Source organism: Corynebacterium sp. AOP12-C2-36 (genome assembly GCF_052379185.1).
Lineage (GTDB): Bacteria > Actinomycetota > Actinomycetes > Mycobacteriales > Mycobacteriaceae > Corynebacterium.
Map to the genome: position 1 here is coordinate 41,227 of NZ_JBQSYJ010000004.1, position 21,969 is coordinate 63,195.

Consider the following 21,969-nt stretch of genomic DNA (forward strand, 5'->3'; position numbering starts at 1 on the left):
GTCCTGCGGTCAGGCTTCGGGGATGTCGCGCCCGAACGCCTCCGTGGTGATGGACTCGGGGTCGGGTCCACCGCGGACCCCGGTGTCGAGGCCGTTGACCTTGGCGAGGTCGGCGTCGGTCAGCTCGAAGTCGAAGACGTCGAAGTTGGCGGCGATGCGCTCCGGGTTGACGGACTTCGGGATCGCCGAGCGCCCCTCCTGGAGGTGCCAGCGCAGCATGACCTGCGCCGGGGTCTTGCCGTACTTGTCGCCGACCTCGCCGAGCACCGGGTCGTTGAAGGTCGAGCGCTCGGAATCCCCGCGGTAGCTGGTGATGCCACCCATCGGCGACCACGCCTGGGTCAGGATCCCGTGCTCCTTGTCGGCGGTCTGGACGTCCTGCTGGGTGAAGTACGGGTGCACCTCGACCTGGTTGACTGCCGGGACCACGTCCGTCTGCTCGATGAGGTCGCGCAGGACCTCCGGCATGAAGTTGCTGACGCCGATGGCGCGCACCTTCCCGTCCGCCAGGAGGGTCTCGAGCGCCTTGTACGCCGCGACGGTCTTGTCGAACTCGGTGGGCATGGCCTGGTGCAGCAGGAGAAGGTCGATGGTCTCGACGCCGAGCTTGCCGGCGCTCTTGTCGAAGGCGTGGAGAGCCTCGTCGTAGCCGTAGTCGCTGATCCACAGCTTCGTCTCGACGAAGATGTCGAAGCGGTCCACGCCCGAGCGGCGAATCCCCTCCCCCACCTCGCGTTCGTTGAAGTAAGCCGCTGCGGTGTCGATGAGCCGGTAGCCGACGCGCAGCGCCTCGGCCACGGAATCTGCCGTGTTCTCCGGCGGGGTCTGGAAAACGCCGAAGCCCAGTGCGGGCATCTCGACGCCGTTGTTCAGAGTTACGTTGGTGGTCATGGTTACCGACGGTAGCGCGGGTTCGGGACGTGAGGCAGTGACTGTGAGTACACCCCTCCTACAGGAACACCCCGCCGACGATCACGACCACCGCGGCAACGACCATCAACCACCGGCACGCCTGCTGCAGCGTGGAGTCCGCGACCGGCATGAGCAGCGTGCGCGGGCCCGGCTCGCCGATCCCCGTTCGCTGCAGGGGACGCGCGCGCTGGGACGCGTCGTCGATCAGCCCCACCACCAGCGGCAGGACCGTCGCTCCCCGGGAACGCCACGTGTCCACGTCCACACCGCGGGACGCCTGGACCTGCCGGATCGTCCTCCACCGTTGCTGCGCCATCGGCAGCAGCCGCACCACCGTGCCCACCATGTAGACCAGCGGTGCCGGCACGCTGAGCTGGAGTCGCCGCATCAGGGCGTCGGCATCCACGAAGCTGCCGAGCACCAACCCCGCACACGTCATCGCCGCGAAGCGTAGGCCGAGGTCCCAGGCGATCCACGCACCGTCCGACGTGACCGGGATCAGGAACCGGGCGACCTCCACGTCCCCGAATGGCACGTAGATCAGGGCGTACGACAGGAACGCCGGTGCCGACAGCACCAGGCCGGCGACCAGCGCACGGCGCTGGCGGCGTCCTCCCGCGCATGTGAGCACCACCGCGAGCAGCAGGAACCCGGCGGAGACCCACGGATCGTGCACCACCATCACCGTGATGATCGAGCAGACCGCCGCCGTCAACGGGGTAAGCGGACTCACCGGACTCATGCCGTCGCAGGGACCTTCCGCGCCTCGGCGGTGTCCGGGTCGAATGTCCTGAGCGAGCGCTCCGGCAACGACCGCACCACCACCCACACGACAAGGAAGACGATCACCTTGTCCAACGGGTCCGAGGTCCAGGACTGCAGGAAGACGGCCGTGGTCTGCGACGCCCCGAGAGACTGGTAGAAACTCACCAGCAGGCCCGTGCCCGTGCCCGCCGTGCCGCCGAAGATGAACGACGCCACCGGCGCGGACACCAGTGCCGACAGGAAACCGAGCACCAGGCCCGCGACCGCGACCTTCCACCACGACGACCGGAACAGCTTCCTGACCAGACCGGCAGCCAGACCCATCAGTGCGTAGCCGGCGGCGAAGGGGACGATCGTGGGGTTGAACGTGCCCCACACCAATGCCGAAAGCCCACCGGTCGCCAGACCCGCCGCCGGGCCCGCCAGCACACCGACCAGCACGGTGCCGAAGGAGTCGAGGTACAGCGGGATCGGCAGGCCCATCGTGCCCACGACCTGCCCGACGACGATGTTGAGCACCAGCGCCACCGGCATCAACGCCAACGTGCGCACCGGCAGCGTGGGAATCACCACGACCAGGGCGATGATGGTGGGCACCAGGAAGCCGACGAGGGCGATCGTGGTGGAGGCGGAGTCCGCCATGGAGGAGAAGTCGGAGTCCTCCGGCTGATTCAGCACCAGGTAGAGCCAGGTCACCGCGTAGATGACGACGGCGACCGAGATCAAGGTGATGCGCAGGGGGCGTGACAGAGGACGCACGGGGAGGCTCCTGGGTGGGACGGGACGGCGCGCGGGGATACGGCACCGTGGCCGCTCCCCTATGTCACCTCGGAGGACGGCCTGTGGCTGGCTGCGGGTCGGTAGCCCGCAGCCGGTCTGTAGCTCGTCCCATCGTGCCTAGTCGCGGTGGCCGGAGCAAGACGGGGTGCTGGTTGGCCTTGCGGGGCGCGTGTCATGGGTGGCGAGGATTACTTTCTCTACAAAACCTTGTGCTCACCCGGGACGGCCGCTACCATCGCCGTATGAAATCGATACCACACCACATGCCAGGAAGGACTTGACCACATGGCGACCATCTCAGAGATCGCCCGTCACGCCGGGGTCGGCGTGTCCACGGTGTCCCGCTACCTGAACGACCACCCCTACATCTCGGAGGACAAGCGGGAGCGGATCCAGGCGGCCATCGAGGAACTCGACTACACCCCCAGCGCGATCGCCTCCCAGCTGCGCACCCGCACCACCCCGAACATCGGGGTCCTGGTCTCCCGGATCACCAACCCGTTCTTCACCCAGTTCTTCGACGCCGTCGAACGCGAGCTCCACCAGCACGGTTACCAGGTCATGGTCTCGCAGACCTACAGCGATGCCGCCAGCGAACGCGCCTTCCTGGACAAGCTGAAGAGCCGGGAGATCGAGGCCGTGATCCTGGCGTCGGTGGAGTCCGCTGCGACGGTCGCCGAGATCGCCGACGCGGTGCCGAACCGCATCGTGGTCCTCAACCAGACCTTCCCCACCCCGAACCTGCAGTCGGTGACCGTGGACCACTACACCGCCACCACCGAAGCACTCGAACACCTCTGGGGCAACGGGGCCCGCCGGATCGCCTACGCCACCGGCGGCCAATTCGGCGACACCCGCCACGGACGGGACCGAAATGAGGCCTACCGGGATTTCCTCACCCAGCATGACCTGCCGCTGGACGAGGACATCATCTTCACGGACCGGCACACGGTCGGCGACGGCGCCGACCTGGCACGCACCGTCGCCGGGCTCGCGCCGGCGCAGCGTCCGGACGCGTTCTTCGCCAACTCCGACGAAGTCGCCACCGGACTCATCGGCGGACTCACCGACCAGGGGATCCGTGTCCCCGGGGAGATCGCGGTCATCGGCTACGACGACCAACCGATGGCCCCGTACCTCAGCGTCCCACTGACCACGATCCGCCAACCTGTCGCCGAGATGGCCCGGGCCGCCGTCCTGCGTCTCCTGCGCGGCCTCGACGCGCCCACCGCGGCCGACGACAGCCCCGACCCCGGGGACCTCGACCTCACACCACGCCTGGTCATCCGGGCCTCAGCCTGAAACCACGAAGGAGAACCACCTTGACGACCACCACACCCCAGCAGCCTCTCGTCGCACTCGACGGCCCCGTCCACTGGTGGCAGAAGGAGGTCATCTACCAGGTCTACCCCGCGTCCTTCCGCGACGAGGACGACGACGGCATCGGTGACCTCCGCGGCATCATCGCCAAGCTGCCCTACCTGAAGAGCCTCGGGATCACGATGATCTGGGTCTCGCCGGTGTACGCCTCCCCGATGGTCGACAACGGCTACGACATCTCCGACCACCGTGCGATCAACCCGATGTTCGGCACCATGGCCGACTGCGACGAACTCATCGCCCGGGCCAGGGACCTGGACATCAAGGTCATCATGGACCTGGTCGTCAACCACACCTCCGACGAACACCAGTGGTTCCGGGAGGCGCTGGCCGACCCCATGTCGACCTACCGCGACTTCTACATCTTCCGGCAGGGCCACGACGGCGGCCCACCGACCAACTGGCGGTCGAATTTCGGTCAGGGACCGTCCTGGACGGAGGTCCCGGGTGAGCCGGGCACCTACTACCACCACGTGTTCTCGTCCAGGCAGCCCGACCTCAACTGGGAGAACCCGGCACTGCGCGAAACGATCTTCGACATGGTCAACTGGTGGCTCGACAAGGGTCTAGCCGGCTTCCGCATCGACGCGATCACCTTCATCAAGAAGGACCCGGGCTACCGGGACCTCGAACCCGACGGCAACGACGGCCTGGGCAAGGTCCGTCGCCGGACGGAGAACCAGCCCGGCATCGAGGACTTCCTCAACGAGCTCAAGGACCGGACGTTCTCCCGCCACGACGCCGTCACCGTGGGAGAGGCGTCCGGCGTGCGCTACGACCAGCTCGACCAGTTCATCGGTGACCACGGGTACTTCTCCATGATCTTCGACTTCCACTACGCCGACGTTGACGTGGAGTCCGGTTCGGAATGGTACCGGCAGGTCGACTGGAGTGTCCCGGACTTCAAGGAGCTGCTGTTCACCAGCCAGATGAAGGTGCAGGAGGTCGGCTGGGCGGCGAACTTCCTGGAGAACCACGACCAACCGCGGAGCGTCTCGAAGTTCATCCGCGACCCTGAGTACCGCAACGGCACCGGTGCGAAGGCCCTCGGCGCAACCTACTTCTTCCTCCGCGGCGTCCCCTTCATCTACCAAGGTCAGGAACTCGGCATGGTCAACGCGGAACGCACCAGCATCAACCAGTTCAGCGACCTCTCCAGCCACGACAACTACCGCCGCGCCCAGGAGGAGGGCTTCTCACCGGACGAGGCGCTGGGCTTCGTCAACGACCGGTCCCGCGACAACGGGCGTACCCCGTTCCACTGGGACGGTTCCGCCACCGCCGGCTTCAGCGACTCCCACGAGCCGTGGCTCGGACTCTCCCTGCAGAGTGACACCCTCAACGTCGCAGCACAGGAAGACGACCCCGACTCCGTCCTGAACTTCTACCGCCGCATGGTTGAGCTGCGGAACGACTCCGGGCTGTCCGCGGAACTGATCTACGGGGACATCGCCGAGATCACCGACGTTCCGGATGACGTCATCGCCTACCGCCGGGGACAGCGGCTGCACGTCTACGCCAACTGGTCGACGCAGGAGCCGACGGTGACCGTTCCGACCGTTCGTGTTCACCTGAACAACCTCGACCGGCTGAAGCAGGACGGCGACACGGTCACCCTGCTGCCCTACCAGGCGATCCTCGTGGAGGTGGACGCACGATGACCGACAACCACCATGCACGCATCGCCCGTGAGATCGTCGACGCACTCGGCGGTCCCGACAACATCCGCTCGGTGACCCACTGCCAGACCCGACTGCGTTTCGTCGTCCGGGACCGTTCCCTCATCGGCGACGACGTGGTCGAGAACATCGACGAGGTGCAGGGCGTCTTCTTCGCCTCGGGGCAGTACCAGGTCATCGTCGGCACGGGCACCGTCAACGACGTCTACGCCGCGATCGAGGACCTCGGTGAGGTCAACGCGATCTACGGCAAGGACGATGACGACGAGGACACAGACGACGCCGGGGAGGACGGCGAGAAACCGTCCCTGGTCAAGCGCACGATGGCGATGCTCGCCGGCATCTTCATCCCCATCGTCCCGGTCATCGCGGCCACCGGACTTTTCCTGGGACTCCGCGGTGCGGCGACCGATGAACAGGTCCTTGCCCTGTTCAACGCGACCCTGGACGACATCCCGGAGACATTCATGGAGATGACCTCGGTGTTGACCGACACCGTGTTCGCCTTCCTGCCTGCGTTGATCGTCTGGTCCACGTTCCGCTACTTCAAGGGCACGCCGGTCATCGGCATCGTCATCGGGCTCATGCTCGTGTCCCCGATCCTGCCGGACGCCTACGCGGTGGCGGACGGGTCGGAGGACGCCATCATGTTGTTCGACTTCATCCCCGTGGTCGGCAACCAGGGGTCCGTGCTCACCGCCCTCTTCGCCGGCTACATCGGCACACGGTTCGAGAAGTTCTTCCGCCGGCACATGCCCAATGTCGTGGAGCAGATCTTCACCCCGTTCCTCACCATGCTCACCACCTTCCTGGTGATGATCATGCTCGTCGGCCCGATCGTCCACTGGATCGAACTCGCCATGGTCGACGGTGTGGAGTACCTGATCGGACTTCCCCTGGGCATCGGCGGCGCCCTGGTCGGCGCGGCCTACCCGATGATGGTGCTGGTGGGAATCCACCACACCATGATCATGATCGAGACCTCGATGCTGGGCAACACCGGGCTCAACCCGTTGATCACGCTTGCCGGCATGTACGGATTCGCCAACCTCGGAGTGGCGCTGGCGATGTTCCTCCGCGCCCGCTCCGACAAGGCGAAGGCCACGTCGATGGGCGCATTCATGTCCCAGCTGTTCGGCGTCTCGGAGCCGACGCTGTTCGGTATCCTCATCCGCTACAACCTGCGTCCGCTGATCGTGACGGTGTCCGTTTCCGGCGTCGCCGGCGCGTTCCTCAGCCTCCTGCACGTCCAGGCGAACTCCTACGGGCTGGCGGTCCTGCCGTCCTACCTGATGTACATCTACGACACCCGCGCACTGCTGCTGTACCTGGTGGTCTCCGTGCTCGCCGTCGCCGCTGCGTTCATTGCGACGAACCTCTTCGCGATCCCGAAGGAGATCCTCGTTCCCGACGGAGAGAAGGACGACGGGAAGGACGAGACGGACACCGTCGTGGCCGAGGTCGCCGACGTCGCCCCGAACACGGTCTACTCACCGATTCGGGGGACGACCACGGCGTTGAGTGAGGTCAACGATCCCGTCTTCGTCTCCGGGAAGATGGGTGACGGACTCGGCGTGGTCTCCGACGAAGACGGGGTGGTTAGTGTCTACGCGCCACAGAGCGGAAAACTGAAGGTCGTCGCCGACACCGGTCACGCCTACGGCCTCAAGACCGATACAGGGCTGGAGGTACTCGTGCACATCGGTATCGACACCGTGAACCTCAAGGGTGCACCGTTCGAGACTGCCGTGACCCAGGGCGAGACCGTGCGGCAAGGGAGCCTGCTCGGCACGTTCGACAAGGACGCCATCGAGGCGGAAGGGCTCGATGCGACCGTGGTCGTCATCGTCACCAACACCCGGAAGATGGAGACCGTGACTCCCGTCAGTGTCACCGGGGAAGACGGAGTTCCGGTCCTGGCAGGCACATCAGTGATCACCGCAACCCCGAAGGACGCGGTACCGTCCGGTGCCGCCTCCTCCGTCACCGAGGGTGCCTAGCCATGCAGCATCCGCGGCCGCGCCATCACCTCACCCCGCCCACCGGTCGGCTCAACGACCCGAACGGGATGCACCTCGACGGCGACGTCCTGCACGTCTACTACCAGCACGACCCCGGTTTTCCGGGAGCGCCGAAACGCACCGGGTGGGGCCACGCGACGACCTCGCTCACCGGCGAGGGCCGGGGCGTCTGGCACCACCTGCCGGACGCGCTCTACCCGGACGCCTCCTACGACCGCGACGGGTGCTACTCCGGATCTGCGGTGGTCGTGGACGGCCGCGTGCGGCTGTTCTACACCGGGAACCTGAAAGTCGAGGGGCAGCGTCTCCCCACCCAGAACCTGGTCGAGGTCGACCACCCCGATGGCCCCGAGGGAGGCTTCCACCACCGGTCCCCCTCGAACCCGGTGATCGACGGCCCGGCGGAGGGCTACACCGGCCATTTCCGCGACCCCCAGATCACCGCCGAACCGGAATCCCCCGGTGAGTGGCGGATGCTGCTCGGTGCCCAACGGGAGGATGGCACAGGTGCCGTAGTCCGCTACTCGTCGACAGACCTGGAAACGTGGTGTTTCGACGGGGAGATCGAGTTCGACACCACCCAGGCGATGCCCGGTGATTCACCTGACGTCATCCCCGGTGGCTACATGTGGGAGTGCCCGAACCTGCTCACGTTGCAGGACTCCGGGACCGGGGAGCGCCTGGATGTGCTCGTCCTCTGTCCGCAGGGTCTCGAGCCGGTGACCGTCGACGGCGTCACCCACTACTCCAGCTCCGACCAGTGCGGCTACCTCGTCGGACGGATGCGCGGCACCACCTTCGAGGTGGTGCGTGGATTCAGCGAACTCGACCACGGACATGAGTTCTACGCCCCTCAGGCCGTGGTCACGGCCGATGGTGACCGTGCTGTCCTCGTCGGCTGGATGGGGCTGCCCGGGCAGGACGACCAGCCGACGCTGACCGACGACTGGGTGCACTGCCTCACGGTGCCCCGGGTGCTGAGGCTGTGTGACCGTCGCCTGTACCAGGAGCTGTTCCTGCCCCCGCGGGACACCGAACCGGACGGTACCTTCGGCCGCACGACCACCCTGCGGCGGCAGTTGGGGACGACACCTGCCCACCTGCGCGTGGACACCGGTCCTACGTCCGGGGTCGAGATTCTCTGGGAACCCGGGCACCTGACGGTGGCTCGAGGCGATGACACCAGGACAATGGCCTGTCCGCCCGGTGAACTCACCGTCCTCGTCGACGCCTCCACGGTGGAGTTGACCGCCGGCGACGGAGCCGTGGCCTGCGCTCTGCGCTCTTTCCCTGAGCCCGCGTCCCGACCTATCAGCTAAGTCATGCCCCAGGTAAATTTTCGGCCGATTCTTGACCTGGGGCATGAGTCAGATGACATGGGCGGCGTCCCGCCGCACAGCACCCTCCCCCAGGTCAATTCCCCCAACGCCGCACAGCCCAGCTCTCGTGCAGACGGGCCTCGGTTCGTAGGCTCCGCAGGACGCCGGGGATCCTCTCGGAGAGGCTTCCCGCTGTGCAGGCCACCGCCGGCTCCGCCCTGGACAAAGCCATCAATGCCCGCGCACGGAGCACCAGAGGAATGAAGGCATTGACCCTGTTGTACGGCATTCGCATCCCTGCGGCGAAAGAACCGGCCACCAACTCTTCCGCTCCTTGCACGGTGAGCATGGTGCCTGAGCGCACGATCCAGGAGTCGAGCTTCCGGACATAGACACTGGTCGGGCCGACCAGAAGCACAGAGGTCCTGGTGCACGAGGCGAGCTCTTCAGCCAGCGCCACCGGGTCCAGCTCATCACTCGACTGGGCTGGCTGGCCTGACTCGCCTGACGAGCCGCCCCAGGCGCACAACGCCGCTTCCGCGGTCGGCCGGTCAATAACCAGCACTACCTGCCTCGCCCCTTTGACCTTCGCCTCTTTGGGAGGCCGCTGCCCCGAATGAATCCAGTCCAGGACCGCGGTGCGCGTAGCAACGATCATCCGGGCGTCGAGGATCCTGTCGTCCACATTCCCCGAGCACAGCACCCACGGGATCTCCTCACCGTGAGTATCCCCTTTCTGAAACGCCACCTCGACCGCCGGCAACGTCTGTTCAATACGTCCAGCAGCCACTGGATCAGCAACGATACGGCAGGCCGTGCTCGCCGCAGCCCCTGCGGCAACCAGTGTCGGAGTGCCGGGTTGACGATCCGGGAAGCCGGCGATCCCGATCGTCGGCATCACCGGAGTATCCGAGGGGTACGCACTGGCAACCACAGAAAGCTGGCTGTCACCGTGATTACCAGCCAGGGAGCCGAGGAATTGAACAATTCCTTCGTGCGAATTGAGCAATGCTCCTTCCACCCCTTCCGAGTACGCGGTGAACACCGGGACAGTGTCATCAGGCCAGGGGTCCTGAGCGAGGAGGGCCCGTCGACCCCGAACCGGGAGATAACCGTACTCGTCGAAGAAATCTAGGTCGTCGCGGTTCGGGTTGTCCTCGTGCTCTGTCCCGCCCAGGAACCTCTCGACCCCGGTCTTCACGACGACCAAACGACCACAGTCTTCCCGCAACAGATGGACGGGGCGTAGTCCACCGGCGACAACGGTCACCGATGCGGTGAAGCCGCCCAGCGCAGGCGACGCATTCGTGAGGTCCATCGTCCGGCCGGTGTCCGGATTCATCCCGGTGGGACAATCGACGGCGACGACGTCCGACGCCTTCCAGAGTATTCCCGCCCACAAGGTCGCAGGCCCTCGGAGCCTACCGTCGAATCCTCGACCACAGATCGCGTCAACGGCGATACAGGGCGCCCAGACGTCATCACCGTCGCGGCGCGTTGTGTGTTTTCCCTCGAGCGCCAGGAAATCCTTCAGCAAAGCATGGGACGCTGGCGGCGCGTCCTTGTGCCATAGCTCCTGAGGGTCATCGCAGTGGTCGGGGTATCCGTCGTACCGGTCCCCGTCCTGAGGTGCTGGTACAAGTTGAACCTCCACGCGGTATCCACGCTTCAGTAGCTCGATACCGGCCCGAAGTCCTGCCCGTCCGTTTCCGCCGGCACCCGCGAGCACCAGGACCGGAAGCGGCCTCCGCTCCCCCGGCATCTTTGCTTCAACGCAGTCCGCGACAGCCACAGCCTCGTCGTTGTAGCAGGCCTGCCGATAACGATCGGAGCGACAACTCTCGGGATCGACTTCATCCCGGTCCCAGTCTGCCAAGGCCGCGCGGTACTGCTCTCCTGTGTAGACCCTCCACATCACATCGACAGTACGTGACGTGCGCTGCGTCGAGGCCAGATCACCTGCGCAGGATGCTCTCATCCTCGAGATGCCCGATCTCGCGGTCACCCACCTCATCCTCCAACTCAACCAACAGCGAGGCAGCCCGTCCCACGTCCTCACACGCTGAATGTGCCTCGGGAATAGTGCCTACGATCGTCGCGACGAGGATCTCATCGGAGTCCTCCTGCACGGCCGCACGCGTCCCGTAACAACTGGTGGTCCCCGCCGTGAAATGCACCCGGAGACTCGTCGCTCCGACCTCCTCGACGGACTCCCAATGGACGATGCGCTCGTCGGTCATGTCATCACGCGGTTCATCGTCACCCGCGTCCGTTACGGAGCCCGACCCGCCTCCCTGGTCGTTCCGATTCTCCACAGAACATCCGAGCAGCAATGCGGGAAGCAGCAACACTGACAGGCATTTGAGGCGGGACATTTTTCACTCCGTAGGGATTGCGGTTCGCTACACTCACTGCAGTTCCTTGTCAGCCACACTACCTACTTTTGCTGGAAACACAATGGCTCGGTCACGAACCATTCCTGCAGCCAGACAGCGCACTAACGGTACCTAACCTGCGCTGCGGCGAGGAGTCTGCAGAGAGACCTGAACAGGCCGTGCGCCAGGCGACATGAGCGAAATAACGTGATGGACTTGACAGACTAAGCGGTCTACTGGTTACCTTGGGCGCGAAGCAGTCGACGAGAGTCGAGTTCCCCTCCTGGAGCCCCGGACGAGGTGGAACCTGCGGTGATGAACCGCAGCATGTGGTCTGCCGTTCACGGTCGTCATCAGCGCTATCAGCGCTAACCGCGTCTTCGACGCGAGCACCGTGTCCGCGCGTTCCCGGGGCGTACCCCGAGGCGCGGCTAGAACTCTTCTAGGGCCCCACATGTGACTCACCGGTCGACGGCGAGAACCGTACATCCACATGTGAAGGATCATTTGTGACCGCACAGATCAACGCCACCGTCGCCGGGGTTCCGCGCATCGGCCCGAAGCGCGAGCTGAAGAAGGCCCTCGAGACCTACTGGAAGGACGCGTCCACCGGACGCAACCTGGCCACCGTCGCCACCCAGCTGGTCAACCAGCAGGCCGACAACCTAACCCAGGCCGGCCTCGACTCCGTGCCCACCATCGGCCGTAGCTTCTACGACTCGATGTTGGACACCTCCGCCCTCCTCGGCGCCCTGCCGACCCGCGTCGCCGACATCGACGACCACGGCAACGACGGACTCCCCGCCTACATCGACCGGCTCTTCACCGCCGCCCGCGGCACCGCCGGCCTGCCCGCCAGCGCGATGACCAAGTGGTTCGACACCAACTACCACTACATCGTCCCGGAGCTCGCCGCCGACACCGAGTTCCGTCTCGACGACGCTGCCCTGCTCGCCGACCTCGGCGACCAGGTCACCCGCGGCACCGTCGCGCGTCCGGTCATCATCGGCCCGCTGACCTACCTGGCGCTCGCCCGCACCACCGACGGTTCGGACGCCCTGGCCCACCTCGAGGAGATCTTCGAGGCCTACGCCCGCCTGCTGCCGCGCCTGGCGGACCGCGGTGCCACCTGGGTCCAGTTCGACGAGCCCTACCTGGTCACCGACGTGGACAAGGACGACGCCCGCAAGGCCGACCTCCTGGCCCGCACCCGCGCCGGCTACGAGAAGCTCGTGGCCGCCGCCGGCGAGACCAACCTGCTGGTCCAGACCTACTTCGGTGACGGCGACCTGGCCGTCAAGACCCTCTCCGGCATCGGCATCGCCGCCTTCGGCGTCGACCTCGTGACCGGACGCACCGACGAGCGTCAGGCCGACGACACCAACGTCGCCGACGCCGACCTGCTTCCGTCCTGGACCGGCGACGAGGAGATCCTCGCCGGCGTCGTCGACGGACGCAACATCTGGCGCACCGACCTGGCCCGCGCCCTGGACACCCTCAAGGCCCTCGCCGCACGCGGCCCGGTCGGCGTGTCCACCAGCTCCTCCCTGCTGCACGTCCCCTACTCCCTCGCCCAGGAGACCAGCCTCGACGACGACTCCGAGCTGCGCAGCTGGCTCGCCTTCGGCGCCGAGAAGGTCGCCGAGGTCGCCGTCCTGTCCCGCCTGCTCAACGGCACCGAGACCGAGGACGACAAGGCCGCCGTCGCCGAGGCGGAGAAGGCCGTGGCGTCCCGCCGCGCCTCCGAGCGCACCCGCAACAGCGCGCTGCGCACCCGCACCGACGCCGTCACCGACGCCGACCGCAGCCGCAACCCCTTCGACCAGCGCCGCGAGGTGCAGGACAAGGAGCTCGGCCTGCCGCCGCTGCCGACGACCACCATCGGCTCCTTCCCGCAGACCACCGAGATCCGCCAGGCCCGCGCCAAGCTGCGCAAGGGTGACTTCACGCCCGAGCAGTACCACGAGGCCATGGTCAACGAGATCAAGGACGTCGTCGACCGCCAGGAGGCCCTCGGCCTCGACGTGCTCGTCCACGGCGAGCCCGAGCGCAACGACATGGTCCAGTACTTCTCCGAGCAGCTCGAGGGCTACCACTCCACCGACCTGGCGTGGGTCCAGTCCTACGGTTCGCGTTGCGTGCGCCCGCCGATCCTCTTCGGCGACGTGACCCGCCCGGAGCCCATGACCGTCGAGTGGTTCAAGGTCGCACAGTCCTTCACCGACAAGCCGGTCAAGGGCATGCTCACCGGCCCGGTCACCATGCTCGCCTGGTCCTTCGTCCGCGACGACCAGCCGCTCGGCGCCACCGCCGACCAGGTCGCCCTGGCCCTGCGCGACGAGATCTCCGACCTCGCCGAAGCCGGCGCGAAGATCATCCAGGTCGACGAGCCCGCCATCCGCGAGCTGCTGCCGCTGCGTGCCTCCCAGCAGCCCGCCTACCTGGCCTGGGCCGTGGGCTCCTTCCGCCTGGCCACCGCCGGTGCGCAGGACGCCACCCAGATCCACACCCACATGTGCTACTCCGAGTTCAACGAGCTCATCGGCACCGTGGGCGACCTGGACGCCGACGTGACCTCCATCGAGGCCTCGCGTAACGGCATGCGCGTGCTGCACGCACTGCGCGACTCCGGCTTCGAGCTGGGCGTGGGCCCGGGCGTGTGGGACATCCACTCCCCGCGTGTCCCCGACCAGGGCGAGGTCGACACGCTGCTGGCCGAGGCACTGGAGGCCGTCCCGGCCCGCCAGCTGTGGGTCAACCCCGACTGCGGTCTGAAGACCCGCGGCTGGGACGAGACCACCGCCTCGATCAAGGTGCTCGTCGCCGCGGCCGAGAAGGCCCGCGCCAGCGTCAACGCCTAAGCACCGCCGCACCACAGCAGCGCCGTCTGAGCGCTGCAACGCAGCAACCCCGGAGGTTGGTCATCCCGACCCCCGGGGTTGCTGCCTTATGCTGTAGACATCCTCGGCTTCCCCAACCTCCCCCACGACACGTGAAGGACACGACGGTCCCATGACGAACAACCCGAACCCCAACCCCTACGACGGCGTCCCGTCCTACGGGTCCTACAACAACGACCCCTACGGCCAGGACCCCAACAACCTGGTGCCGAACCCGCGCCCCGGCGCCGGCCGCCGGCTGGGCGCGACGCTGATCGACGGCGTCATCATCGGGATCATCTCCTCGATCATCCTGTCCTTGTTCGGGGTCGGCAGCACCGACCTGGACACCGGTTCGATCTTGAGCACCAGCCTGGTCATGGTCATCCTCTGGCTCATCGCCCGTGTCGGCAGCGAGGTCACCTGGGGTGCCACCCCGGGCAAGCGTCTGCTGGGCATGAAGGTCGTCACCGCCGACGGCTCGAACCCGGACGCCGTCTCCTCCCTGAAGCGCAACTCCTGGTACGCCGCACTGATCATTCCCATGCTTGGCGGCCTGATCGTCTTCGGTCTGCAGATCTTCATCGGCGTCGGCATCTCCAAGGACCCGGAGAAGCGCTCCTGGTTCGACAAGTTCGGTGGCCTCAGCGTGATCCGCACCTCGTAGTACCCCGGGATACTCGGTGTCCGGATCTCACGGCCCGATCACTTCCTCAAGACCCCCGGCATATTGATGGTTCTCCCCTTGGGTAACCAACAATATGCCGGGGGTCTGATGCGTTCATCCGCCACCGCAGGTCAACCACCGACCTTGATCATCCTCGCGATCCCGACAGCGACGGCCCCGAGCAATACAGCGAGCCAGGGCACGATCAACAAGGTTGCGTTCACCCCGGCCACGACGGAGAGTACAAGGCTCGCGAAGATCCCGGTACATCCGAGGTTCGTCCACACCATCATCTGTTCGCCGATGCGGTAGAGCGACTGTGCGTTAGCCTCGGTCACCTCCCTCGGATAATTGAACAGCCGGGGACGACGCGACAACCAGTCAAGCGCTCCAACCAGGAGCAGCAACACCCCGGCCATGATCAGGAGCGAGTACTTCGGCCCCCAATCGTCGGCCTGTCCCAGCCCATTGAAATGCGTCGGGACGGTGGTTGGCATCGACGGGTACATGGCTAGCGTCAGCACCGCGGTGACGACCACGGCGACGCCCGTGACACGACGTAGCCACACAGTGACCTGTCCTGTTACATACGTGCGTTCCGGTCTCGACGAACTACCGAACAACAGTGCTTCACCTCAAAAATTTCACGACATTCCCCTCTACAAACTACAGGTGAGCAGGAGCGCAGGCGCATGGTCGCCTCCACACCCACACCGCCGGCGAATCATTCAGGCGGCAGCGTAATCCCCTGCAATCGCCAACCGTCCGCGCTAGGCTGGCTTCAGCACCGCACCGTGGTTGCTGGGCGCTTCCGGGCTTCCGGGGTGGTCCCGATTGAACTGGTGCGGACCGCTACGGTAACGCCTGACCAGGCGGGGGTTCGAGTCCCCACACTCCTTGAATGGGTTGCCGTCGCGCGGAACACTTTCGGCAGGAGCCTGCGGCCCGGCCCGATCCCGCACCCTGCTTGATCCAGGGTGCGGGGGACGCCCCGGTGCCCCGCCCCCGCCGGACCCGCCCGGCGGCAACCCCTCCAACTTTCCTCGACAACCACGGTGATCACATGGGTTTCCTCCGCTCCCGCCGGAACACGTCCGGCGCGTCCTTCTACATGCCCCTCTCCAACGCCACGGGGTGGCAGCCGTGCACGCTGCGCTCGCCCGTCGCCCTGCCGGGCCACGCCGTCCTGCGGCAGCGGGAAGGACGCATCGAGCGGTTGGACGCCCGGGCCGTCGCGCGTCCCGGCGACCGTTTCCGCCAGGTCGACCGCCGTCGCCGGCTGATCACCGTGCACCCGCAGACCGTCCCCACGTCCGACGCCCTTCCGGTGACCCTCACCCTGGCGATGTCGGTGCACACCGTGGACCCGGTCACCTACGTCTCCGCCGCGCAGGGCCCCGACGAGGAGATCTACCTCGCCGCCCAGATCGCGCTGCGTGAACTCGTCGCCACCCTGCCGCTGGAGGACTTCGCCGGCTCGCGCATCGACCTGTCGCCCGTGCAGGACGCCCTCGGCGACACCGCCGCGTCCGTCGGCGTGACCGTCGACTCCGTCCTGCTCAAGGACGTCAGCCTGCCCGCCGAGTACTCCTCGGCACTGCAGGAGGCCGTGGTGTCCAAGGTCCTCGCCGAGAATGACCTGGAGCGCGCCCGCAACGAGGTCAAGACCACCCGCGCTCGTCTGGCCAGCGCGAAAGTGCTGGAGCAGAACCCCGTCCTGGCGAGGATCCGCATGCTCGAGGCCCTGCCGCAGGGCTCGACGATCGAGGTCCGCCCCGACCAGGTGTAGTCCCCCGTCCCTCCCCCGGGAACTACTGTGGAGGCACAGGACGGTCCGGAGGTCCGCGATCCCCACGTCGGCTGACTACCGCGCGTGCGCTCACCCCGGTCGTCCCAGGCAGAAGCACCAGTCGAGCTTGAGAAGAGCTGCTGTGCTCCACAACTTGAGACGAGGGACGACTCCCATGAAGATCGCGTTGTTCGCGACATGCATCGTCGACGCCATGTATCCCGAGGTGGCGAAGGCGACCGTCGACATCCTGGAACGGCTGGGGCACCGGGTGGTGTTCCCGGAGCGTCAGGCCTGCTGCGGCCAGATGCACATCAATTCCGGCAAGTTCACCGACGCCTACCCGGTGGTCCGCAACCACGTGCGTGCCTTCGAGGACGCCGACTGGGACTACGCCATCGCCCCCAGCGGCTCCTGCGTGGCCTCGCTCGGCCACCAGCACCCGATGATCGCCGACCACAACGGCGACGCCGACCTGGCGTCCCGCGCCACCGGCATCGCCGAGCGCACCTACGAACTGTGCCAGTTCCTCACCGACGTCGAGGGCGTCACCGACGCCTCCGCGCAGCTCGGCAGCTGGTTCCCGCACACGGTGGCCTACCACCCGTCCTGCCACGGCATGCGCCTGCTGCGCCTCGGCGACCGGCAGCGCGACCTGCTGGCCTCCGTGGACGGCCTGGAGCTGCGCACCATCGGCAACGAGGACATCTGCTGCGGTTTCGGCGGCACCTTCTCCGTGAAGAACCCGCAGGTCTCCGGCGCGATGCTCGGCGACAAGGTCGAGGCGGTCATCTCCACCGGCGCCTCGGTGTGCACCGGCGGCGACGTGTCCTGTCTGATGCACATCGGCGGCGGGCTGTCGCGCACCGGACGCCTCGTGCCCGGCGAGGGACGCGTCCCCTCCGCGGTGCACCTGGCGCGGATCCTGGCGTCCACCAGGGAGAACCCGCTGCTGCTGGAGGACCAGGGCGCCACGGTCACCGGAGGTGCGCTGCGATGAGTTCACACACCGTACTGGGCATGCCCACCGTCCCCGGCCACGGCAACCTGCTGGAGACCCACCCCTTCCCCGAGGTCGCCGAGCACGAGCTCGGCAACGTGCAGATGCGCGGCAACCTGCAGCACGCCACCCAGACGATCCGTGGCAAGCGGGCCGCCCGGGTGGACGAGATGCCGGACTGGCAGGCGCTGCGCGACGCCGGCTCCGCCGTCAAGCAGGACGTGATGTCGCGTCTGCCCGAGCTGCTCCAGCAGTTCGAGGAGGCGTTCACCGCGCGCGGCGGCCACGTCCACTGGGCACGCGACGCCGAGGAGGCCAACCGCATCGTCGAGGGCCTCGTCAAGGAGAACGCCCCGCTCACCGAGGACGGCGTGCGCGAGGTGATCAAGGTCAAGTCCATGGCGACCCAGGAGATCGGGCTCAACGAGTACCTTGAACCGCGCGGCGTCAAGGCCTTCGAAACCGACCTCGCCGAACTGATCGTGCAGCTCGGCGGCGACAAGCCCAGCCACATCCTGGTCCCGGCGATCCACCGCAACCGCGACGAGATCCGCCGCATCTTCCTCAACGCCATGGAGGACGTCGACCCCGACCTCGACAACAACCCCGAGCACCTCGCCGAGGCGAGCCGGCGTCACCTACGCCGCAAGTTCATGGAGACCAAGGTGGCGATCTCGGGCGCCAACTTCGGCATCGCCGAGACCGGCACCCTGTCCGTGGTTGAGTCCGAGGGCAACGGGCGCATGTGCGTGACCCTGCCGGAGACGCTGATCACGGTGATGGGCATCGAGAAGCTGCTGCCGTCCTTCCAGGACCTGGAGGTGTTCATGCAGCTGCTGCCGCGCTCCTCCACCGGTGAGCGGATGAACCCCTACAGCTCCTTCTGGACGGGCGTGACCCCGGGCGACGGCCCGCAGAACGCCCACGTGATCCTGCTGGACAACGGGCGGACCCGGGCGCTGGCCGACGAGAACGGGCGGCAGGCCCTGCACTGCATCCGGTGCTCTGCCTGCATGAACGTGTGCCCGGTGTACGAACGCGCCGGCGGCCACGCCTACGGTTCGGTGTACCCGGGCCCCATCGGTGCGATCCTCACGCCATTGCTCACCGGCGTGGACGAGTCCGCGAACGGCTCGTTGCCCTACGCGTCCTCGCTGTGCGGCTCCTGCTACGACGCCTGCCCGGTGAAGATCAACATCCCGGAGATGCTCACGCGTCTGCGCAACGAGGACCAGGAGATCAACCACGGCGGGCCGGTGCCGTCCACGCAGCTGGACGCGGCGTTGGACGGCGCGAAGTGGCTGATGAGTGACGGCCGGCGCATGGGCCTGGCCGAACGCGCACTGCCGCTGGTGCACAAGGTCACCCCGTCGTCCGGGATGACCTCACTGCCCGGTGTGGCCGGGATGTGGACCAGCTCGCGCGACATCCCCCAACCACCGGCGGAGTCCTTCCGCAGCTGGTTCCGCAAGCACGAGAAGGAACAGAAGGAGACCGACCGGTGACTGATTCACGCAATGACGCCCGTACCGAGGTGCTGGCCCGTGTGCGCTCCTCGCTGGGGCTCCGCGACGGGCAGGACAGTGCCGGGACGGTGGACGTGCCGCGCGCCTACCGCAGGACGGGGACGCTGGACGCTGCCGGCCTCGTCGACCTGCTGGTCGACCGGCTCGAGGACTACGACGCCACCGTGACGCGCTGCGACGGCACGTCCGGGGAGATCGCCGGGGCCGTCCGCCACTTCCTGGACAAGGCCGGCGAGAACACCGCCGACCACCGTGTCGTGGTGCCCGCCGCCCTCGACCACGACTGGGTGTCCACCCTGGACGCCGAGATCCTCGACGACTCCACCGAGGCCCCGGTGGGACTCGACGAGATGAACGACGTGTCCGCCGTGGTGACGTCCTCGGCGGTGAGCGTGGCGGACACCGGCACGATCATGCTGGTCGGCCCGGAGTCCGGACGCCGCGCGACGACCCTGGTCCCCGACCACCACGTCGTGGTGGTCAAGGTGGCCGACATCGTGGAGATCGTCCCCGAGGCGATCACCCGGCTGGTCAGCGAGGGGCTAGACGACCACCCGGTCACGATGGTCTCCGGACCGAGCGCGACCGTGGACATCGAGCTGATCCGTGTGCAGGGTGTGCACGGTCCGCGCACGCTGGACGTGGTGATCGCCGGCTAGCGTCCCGCCGCGGCGCACCAGTGGTGCACCTGTGGCACCCAATGCGAGACAGCAACCCCGGAGGTCGGTGTGACCGACCTCCGGGGTTATTGTCTCGCAGTTCCTGATCAGGCGAACCGGGCACCGCGTCCGAAACCGCGTCCGAAACCACGGCCGAAGTCACGGCCCGTCATGCCCATGCGCAACATCGCCATCCGGCCCATCTCGGACCGCGGGTCCATCCCGTGCTCCTCGAAGCCGTCGAAACCCTCGGCGCCATTCGGGATGTCGCCGGCCTCACGGTCGCACCACTCGGCACGGTCCTCGTCGGGACGCTCACCGCCACGACCGCCGCGACCACCACGCCGGCCCCGTCCACCGTGTCCGCCACGACCGCCGTGGCCACCGAATCCGGGCTCGCCGCCGAAGGGGTGCGGACCGCCGAAACCACGGCCCCGACCGTCGCCGCCACCTTCGCCGCGGAAGTCGCCCCGGAAATCGTCGGGGAACTTCGCACGCACCGCGTCCGACACCCGGTCCAGCAGCTCGCCGAACTGGTCGCGCTCCTCCTCGGACAGCACGTCGAAGGGATCCTCCATCTCCTGGAAGCCCGACTCCGCAGTCCTGCCCTCCTCGGTGATCTCGACGTTGAAGGTGCGACGGTCGGTCTCATCGCGCTTGCGTTCCACGAGCCCGGCGGACTCGAGCTTGCCGAGCAACTCGCTCAGCGACTGGGGACGCACACCCAGCATGTAGGCCAGTTCGCGCTGCGGCATCGGGCTACGCAGGGTCAGGATGCGCAGCACCCTGCCCTGACCGGCGCGCATTCCGCCGAATGCCCGGCCCCCGCGACCCATCATGTCCATACGCCGCAACATCATGGCGAGGTGGGTGAGGCGGTCGGCGAGATCCGGGGACGCCGTAATGTTCGCTGCGTTCTCGGCGTTCTCGGCGCCAGCTGCGTTCTGGTTGTTCTCTGCGTTCTGGTTGTTCTCGGTCATGTCTTCCATGTCCACTCCTTGAGTTGATGCGGTACCTGTTGTTCAGGTACCTGCTGATGTAGATACTACGCAGGCACCTGACAATGTCAAGCGGTACCTTCGCATCTCCTCTTTGCGCAGGCAGGAACCCCAGGGGTTGGTGCCACCATCCCCTGGGGTTGCTGTCTCATCGAGCCGCCGCGGTCACCACCGCGATCTTCACCGCGGGCACATGGGTCAGTCCTCCACGAATCCCTCGTCGCGCAACCAGTCCCAGGCCACGTCGACGGGCTCCTCGCCGTCCACGTCGATCCGGGCGTTGAGGTCGATCAAGGTCTCGTCCTCCAGTTTCTCCGACACCGGGCCGAAGAGGTCGGCGATCTGCGGGTACTCGTCCATGAGCCCCTCGGCCACCACCGCCGAGAGGTTGTACTTCGGGAAGAACTGCTTGTCGTCCTCGAGGATCTGCAGGTCCAGCGCCTTGATCCGGCCGTCGGTGGTGAACACCTCGCCGAAGTTGCAGGTGCCACCGGCCGTCGCCGCGTAGATCGCACCGGTGTCCATCAACGACTGGTCGACGTCCGCCGGGGTCAGCCCGTAGGCCTCGAGCATCGGGATCAGGCCGTCGTTACGGTTGGCGAACTCCGACTCCACGCACAACGTGCGCTCGGCACGCGGCACCTCAGCCAGGTCGGAGAGCGTCTCCACCCCGAGTTCCTCGGCGACCGGACGGGTCGTGGCGAAACCGTAGGTGTTGTTCATCGGCGCCGGCGGCAACCAGACCAGCCCGTTCTCCTTCTCCTCGTCACGGACCGCCTCGTACTGCTTCTGCTCGTCCGGGATGGGGTCGTCGTGGTTGAGGTAGGTGGTCCAGGCACTGCCGGTGTACTCCCACTGCATGTTCACGTCGCCCTCGACCATGGCCTGACGTGCACTGGAGGATCCGGGAATATTGGTGAGGTCCTTGACGTCCGCCCCGGCGGACTGGAAGAGGATCACCGCCATCTTGCCCAGCAGGACCTGCTCGGTGAAGTTCTTCGAACCCACCGCCACTGTGGCACCGGAGAGGTCGACGTCCTCCACGTCGCCGGCGAGCGTGCCGGTGGGACTGTAGCCGCCGGCGGTGCCCAGGCCACAGGCCGTGGCGAGCACCGCGGAAAGCGCGGTGACCAGGGCGAGGACCTTGACACGGAGGCCCCGGAAGGCACGGAAGCCACGGTGGCCGCGTGGTGCGGCGCGTTCAGTCATGGTGGTCATGG

Annotated in this window: 18 protein-coding genes; 10 read left to right on the plus strand and 8 right to left on the minus strand. The window is 66.9% G+C overall.

From position 1 onward, the window contains the following. Positions 1-9 precede the first annotated feature (9 nt). The 3 genes from ACT3UN_RS04435 to ACT3UN_RS04445 are packed head-to-tail and all read right to left on the minus strand — an operon-like array spanning position 10 to position 2,436. A complete protein-coding gene (locus ACT3UN_RS04435) occupies positions 10-891 on the minus strand; it encodes an aldo/keto reductase (RefSeq protein ID WP_444656455.1) in 882 nt (293 codons plus the stop codon). Positions 892-949: 58 nt separating this feature from the next. Next, positions 950-1,654 (minus strand): energy-coupling factor transporter transmembrane component T, encoded by a 705-nt coding sequence (locus ACT3UN_RS04440; protein WP_441582766.1) that lies wholly within the window; start codon positions 1,652-1,654, stop codon positions 950-952. Beyond that, positions 1,651-2,436, minus strand: coding sequence for an ECF transporter S component (locus tag ACT3UN_RS04445; RefSeq protein ID WP_301442496.1), 786 nt, complete (start codon positions 2,434-2,436; stop codon positions 1,651-1,653). The genes ACT3UN_RS04440 and ACT3UN_RS04445 overlap by 4 nt, the downstream gene beginning before the upstream one ends. A 306-nt stretch (positions 2,437-2,742) precedes the next feature. Between ACT3UN_RS04445 and ACT3UN_RS04450 the strand changes: the two genes are divergently transcribed. The 4 genes from ACT3UN_RS04450 to ACT3UN_RS04465 are packed head-to-tail and all read left to right on the plus strand — an operon-like array spanning position 2,743 to position 8,856. Further along, complete coding sequence (locus ACT3UN_RS04450) at positions 2,743-3,759, plus strand: LacI family DNA-binding transcriptional regulator (RefSeq protein WP_441582765.1); 1,017 nt, start codon at positions 2,743-2,745, stop codon at positions 3,757-3,759. A 20-nt stretch (positions 3,760-3,779) separates the two neighbouring features. Further along, positions 3,780-5,498, plus strand: coding sequence for an alpha-glucosidase (locus tag ACT3UN_RS04455; RefSeq protein WP_444656458.1), 1,719 nt, complete (start codon positions 3,780-3,782; stop codon positions 5,496-5,498). Further along, on the plus strand, positions 5,495-7,516 hold the full coding sequence (locus ACT3UN_RS04460) for a glucose PTS transporter subunit IIA (protein WP_441582763.1): 2,022 nt from the start codon (positions 5,495-5,497) through the stop codon (positions 7,514-7,516). Before ACT3UN_RS04455 ends, ACT3UN_RS04460 begins: the two co-directional genes overlap by 4 nt. A 2-nt stretch (positions 7,517-7,518) precedes the next feature. Beyond that, on the plus strand, positions 7,519-8,856 hold the full coding sequence (locus tag ACT3UN_RS04465; protein ID WP_444656460.1) for a glycoside hydrolase family 32 protein: 1,338 nt from the start codon (positions 7,519-7,521) through the stop codon (positions 8,854-8,856). Positions 8,857-8,950: 94 nt separating this feature from the next. On the opposite strand, the gene ACT3UN_RS04470 is transcribed toward ACT3UN_RS04465, so the two are convergent. Both ACT3UN_RS04470 and ACT3UN_RS04475 read right to left on the minus strand, forming a co-directional pair. Continuing rightward, positions 8,951-10,870, minus strand: a complete 1,920-nt coding sequence (locus ACT3UN_RS04470) for an NAD(P)H-hydrate epimerase (protein WP_444656462.1) — start codon at positions 10,868-10,870, stop codon at positions 8,951-8,953. Continuing rightward, complete coding sequence (locus ACT3UN_RS04475; protein WP_301525653.1) at positions 10,812-11,096, minus strand: hypothetical protein; 285 nt, start codon at positions 11,094-11,096, stop codon at positions 10,812-10,814. Before ACT3UN_RS04475 ends, ACT3UN_RS04470 begins: the two co-directional genes overlap by 59 nt. Before the next feature lie 644 nt (positions 11,097-11,740). Between ACT3UN_RS04475 and metE the strand changes: the two genes are divergently transcribed. Continuing rightward, positions 11,741-14,092 (plus strand): 5-methyltetrahydropteroyltriglutamate--homocysteine S-methyltransferase, encoded by a 2,352-nt coding sequence (gene metE / locus ACT3UN_RS04480; RefSeq protein WP_441582760.1) that lies wholly within the window; start codon positions 11,741-11,743, stop codon positions 14,090-14,092. Positions 14,093-14,243: 151 nt separating this feature from the next. After that, positions 14,244-14,777: an RDD family protein gene (locus ACT3UN_RS04485; protein ID WP_441582759.1), complete on the plus strand. Its 534-nt coding sequence runs from the start codon at positions 14,244-14,246 to the stop codon at positions 14,775-14,777. A gap of 131 nt (positions 14,778-14,908) precedes the next feature. Here ACT3UN_RS04485 and ACT3UN_RS04490 read toward each other — a convergent pair whose 3' ends face one another. Continuing rightward, positions 14,909-15,346, minus strand: coding sequence for a DUF1648 domain-containing protein (locus ACT3UN_RS04490; RefSeq protein ID WP_444656465.1), 438 nt, complete (start codon positions 15,344-15,346; stop codon positions 14,909-14,911). A gap of 494 nt (positions 15,347-15,840) precedes the next feature. Between ACT3UN_RS04490 and ACT3UN_RS04495 the strand changes: the two genes are divergently transcribed. The 4 genes from ACT3UN_RS04495 to ACT3UN_RS04510 all read left to right on the plus strand — a co-directional run bounded on the left by ACT3UN_RS04495 (position 15,841) and on the right by ACT3UN_RS04510 (position 19,751). Further along, positions 15,841-16,566 carry an SPFH domain-containing protein gene (locus ACT3UN_RS04495; protein ID WP_441582757.1) on the plus strand — a complete coding sequence of 242 codons (726 nt, stop codon included), beginning with the start codon at positions 15,841-15,843 and terminating at the stop codon, positions 16,564-16,566. Between the two features lie 175 nt (positions 16,567-16,741). Further along, complete coding sequence (locus ACT3UN_RS04500; protein WP_441582756.1) at positions 16,742-17,566, plus strand: (Fe-S)-binding protein; 825 nt, start codon at positions 16,742-16,744, stop codon at positions 17,564-17,566. Then, positions 17,563-19,071 (plus strand): lactate utilization protein B, encoded by a 1,509-nt coding sequence (locus ACT3UN_RS04505; protein WP_444656468.1) that lies wholly within the window; start codon positions 17,563-17,565, stop codon positions 19,069-19,071. Before ACT3UN_RS04500 ends, ACT3UN_RS04505 begins: the two co-directional genes overlap by 4 nt. Further along, complete coding sequence (locus ACT3UN_RS04510) at positions 19,068-19,751, plus strand: LutC/YkgG family protein (protein WP_441583100.1); 684 nt, start codon at positions 19,068-19,070, stop codon at positions 19,749-19,751. Before ACT3UN_RS04505 ends, ACT3UN_RS04510 begins: the two co-directional genes overlap by 4 nt. Positions 19,752-19,858: 107 nt before the next feature. Here the strand turns inward: ACT3UN_RS04510 and ACT3UN_RS04515 are convergent, their stop codons facing one another. Both ACT3UN_RS04515 and ACT3UN_RS04520 read right to left on the minus strand, forming a co-directional pair. Continuing rightward, positions 19,859-20,740 carry a MarR family winged helix-turn-helix transcriptional regulator gene (locus ACT3UN_RS04515; RefSeq protein WP_444656470.1) on the minus strand — a complete coding sequence of 294 codons (882 nt, stop codon included), beginning with the start codon at positions 20,738-20,740 and terminating at the stop codon, positions 19,859-19,861. A gap of 207 nt (positions 20,741-20,947) precedes the next feature. After that, entirely contained in the window at positions 20,948-21,967 is a 1,020-nt protein-coding gene (locus tag ACT3UN_RS04520) for a glycine betaine ABC transporter substrate-binding protein (protein ID WP_441579007.1), read from the minus strand. Between the last annotated feature and the right edge of the window lie 2 nt (positions 21,968-21,969).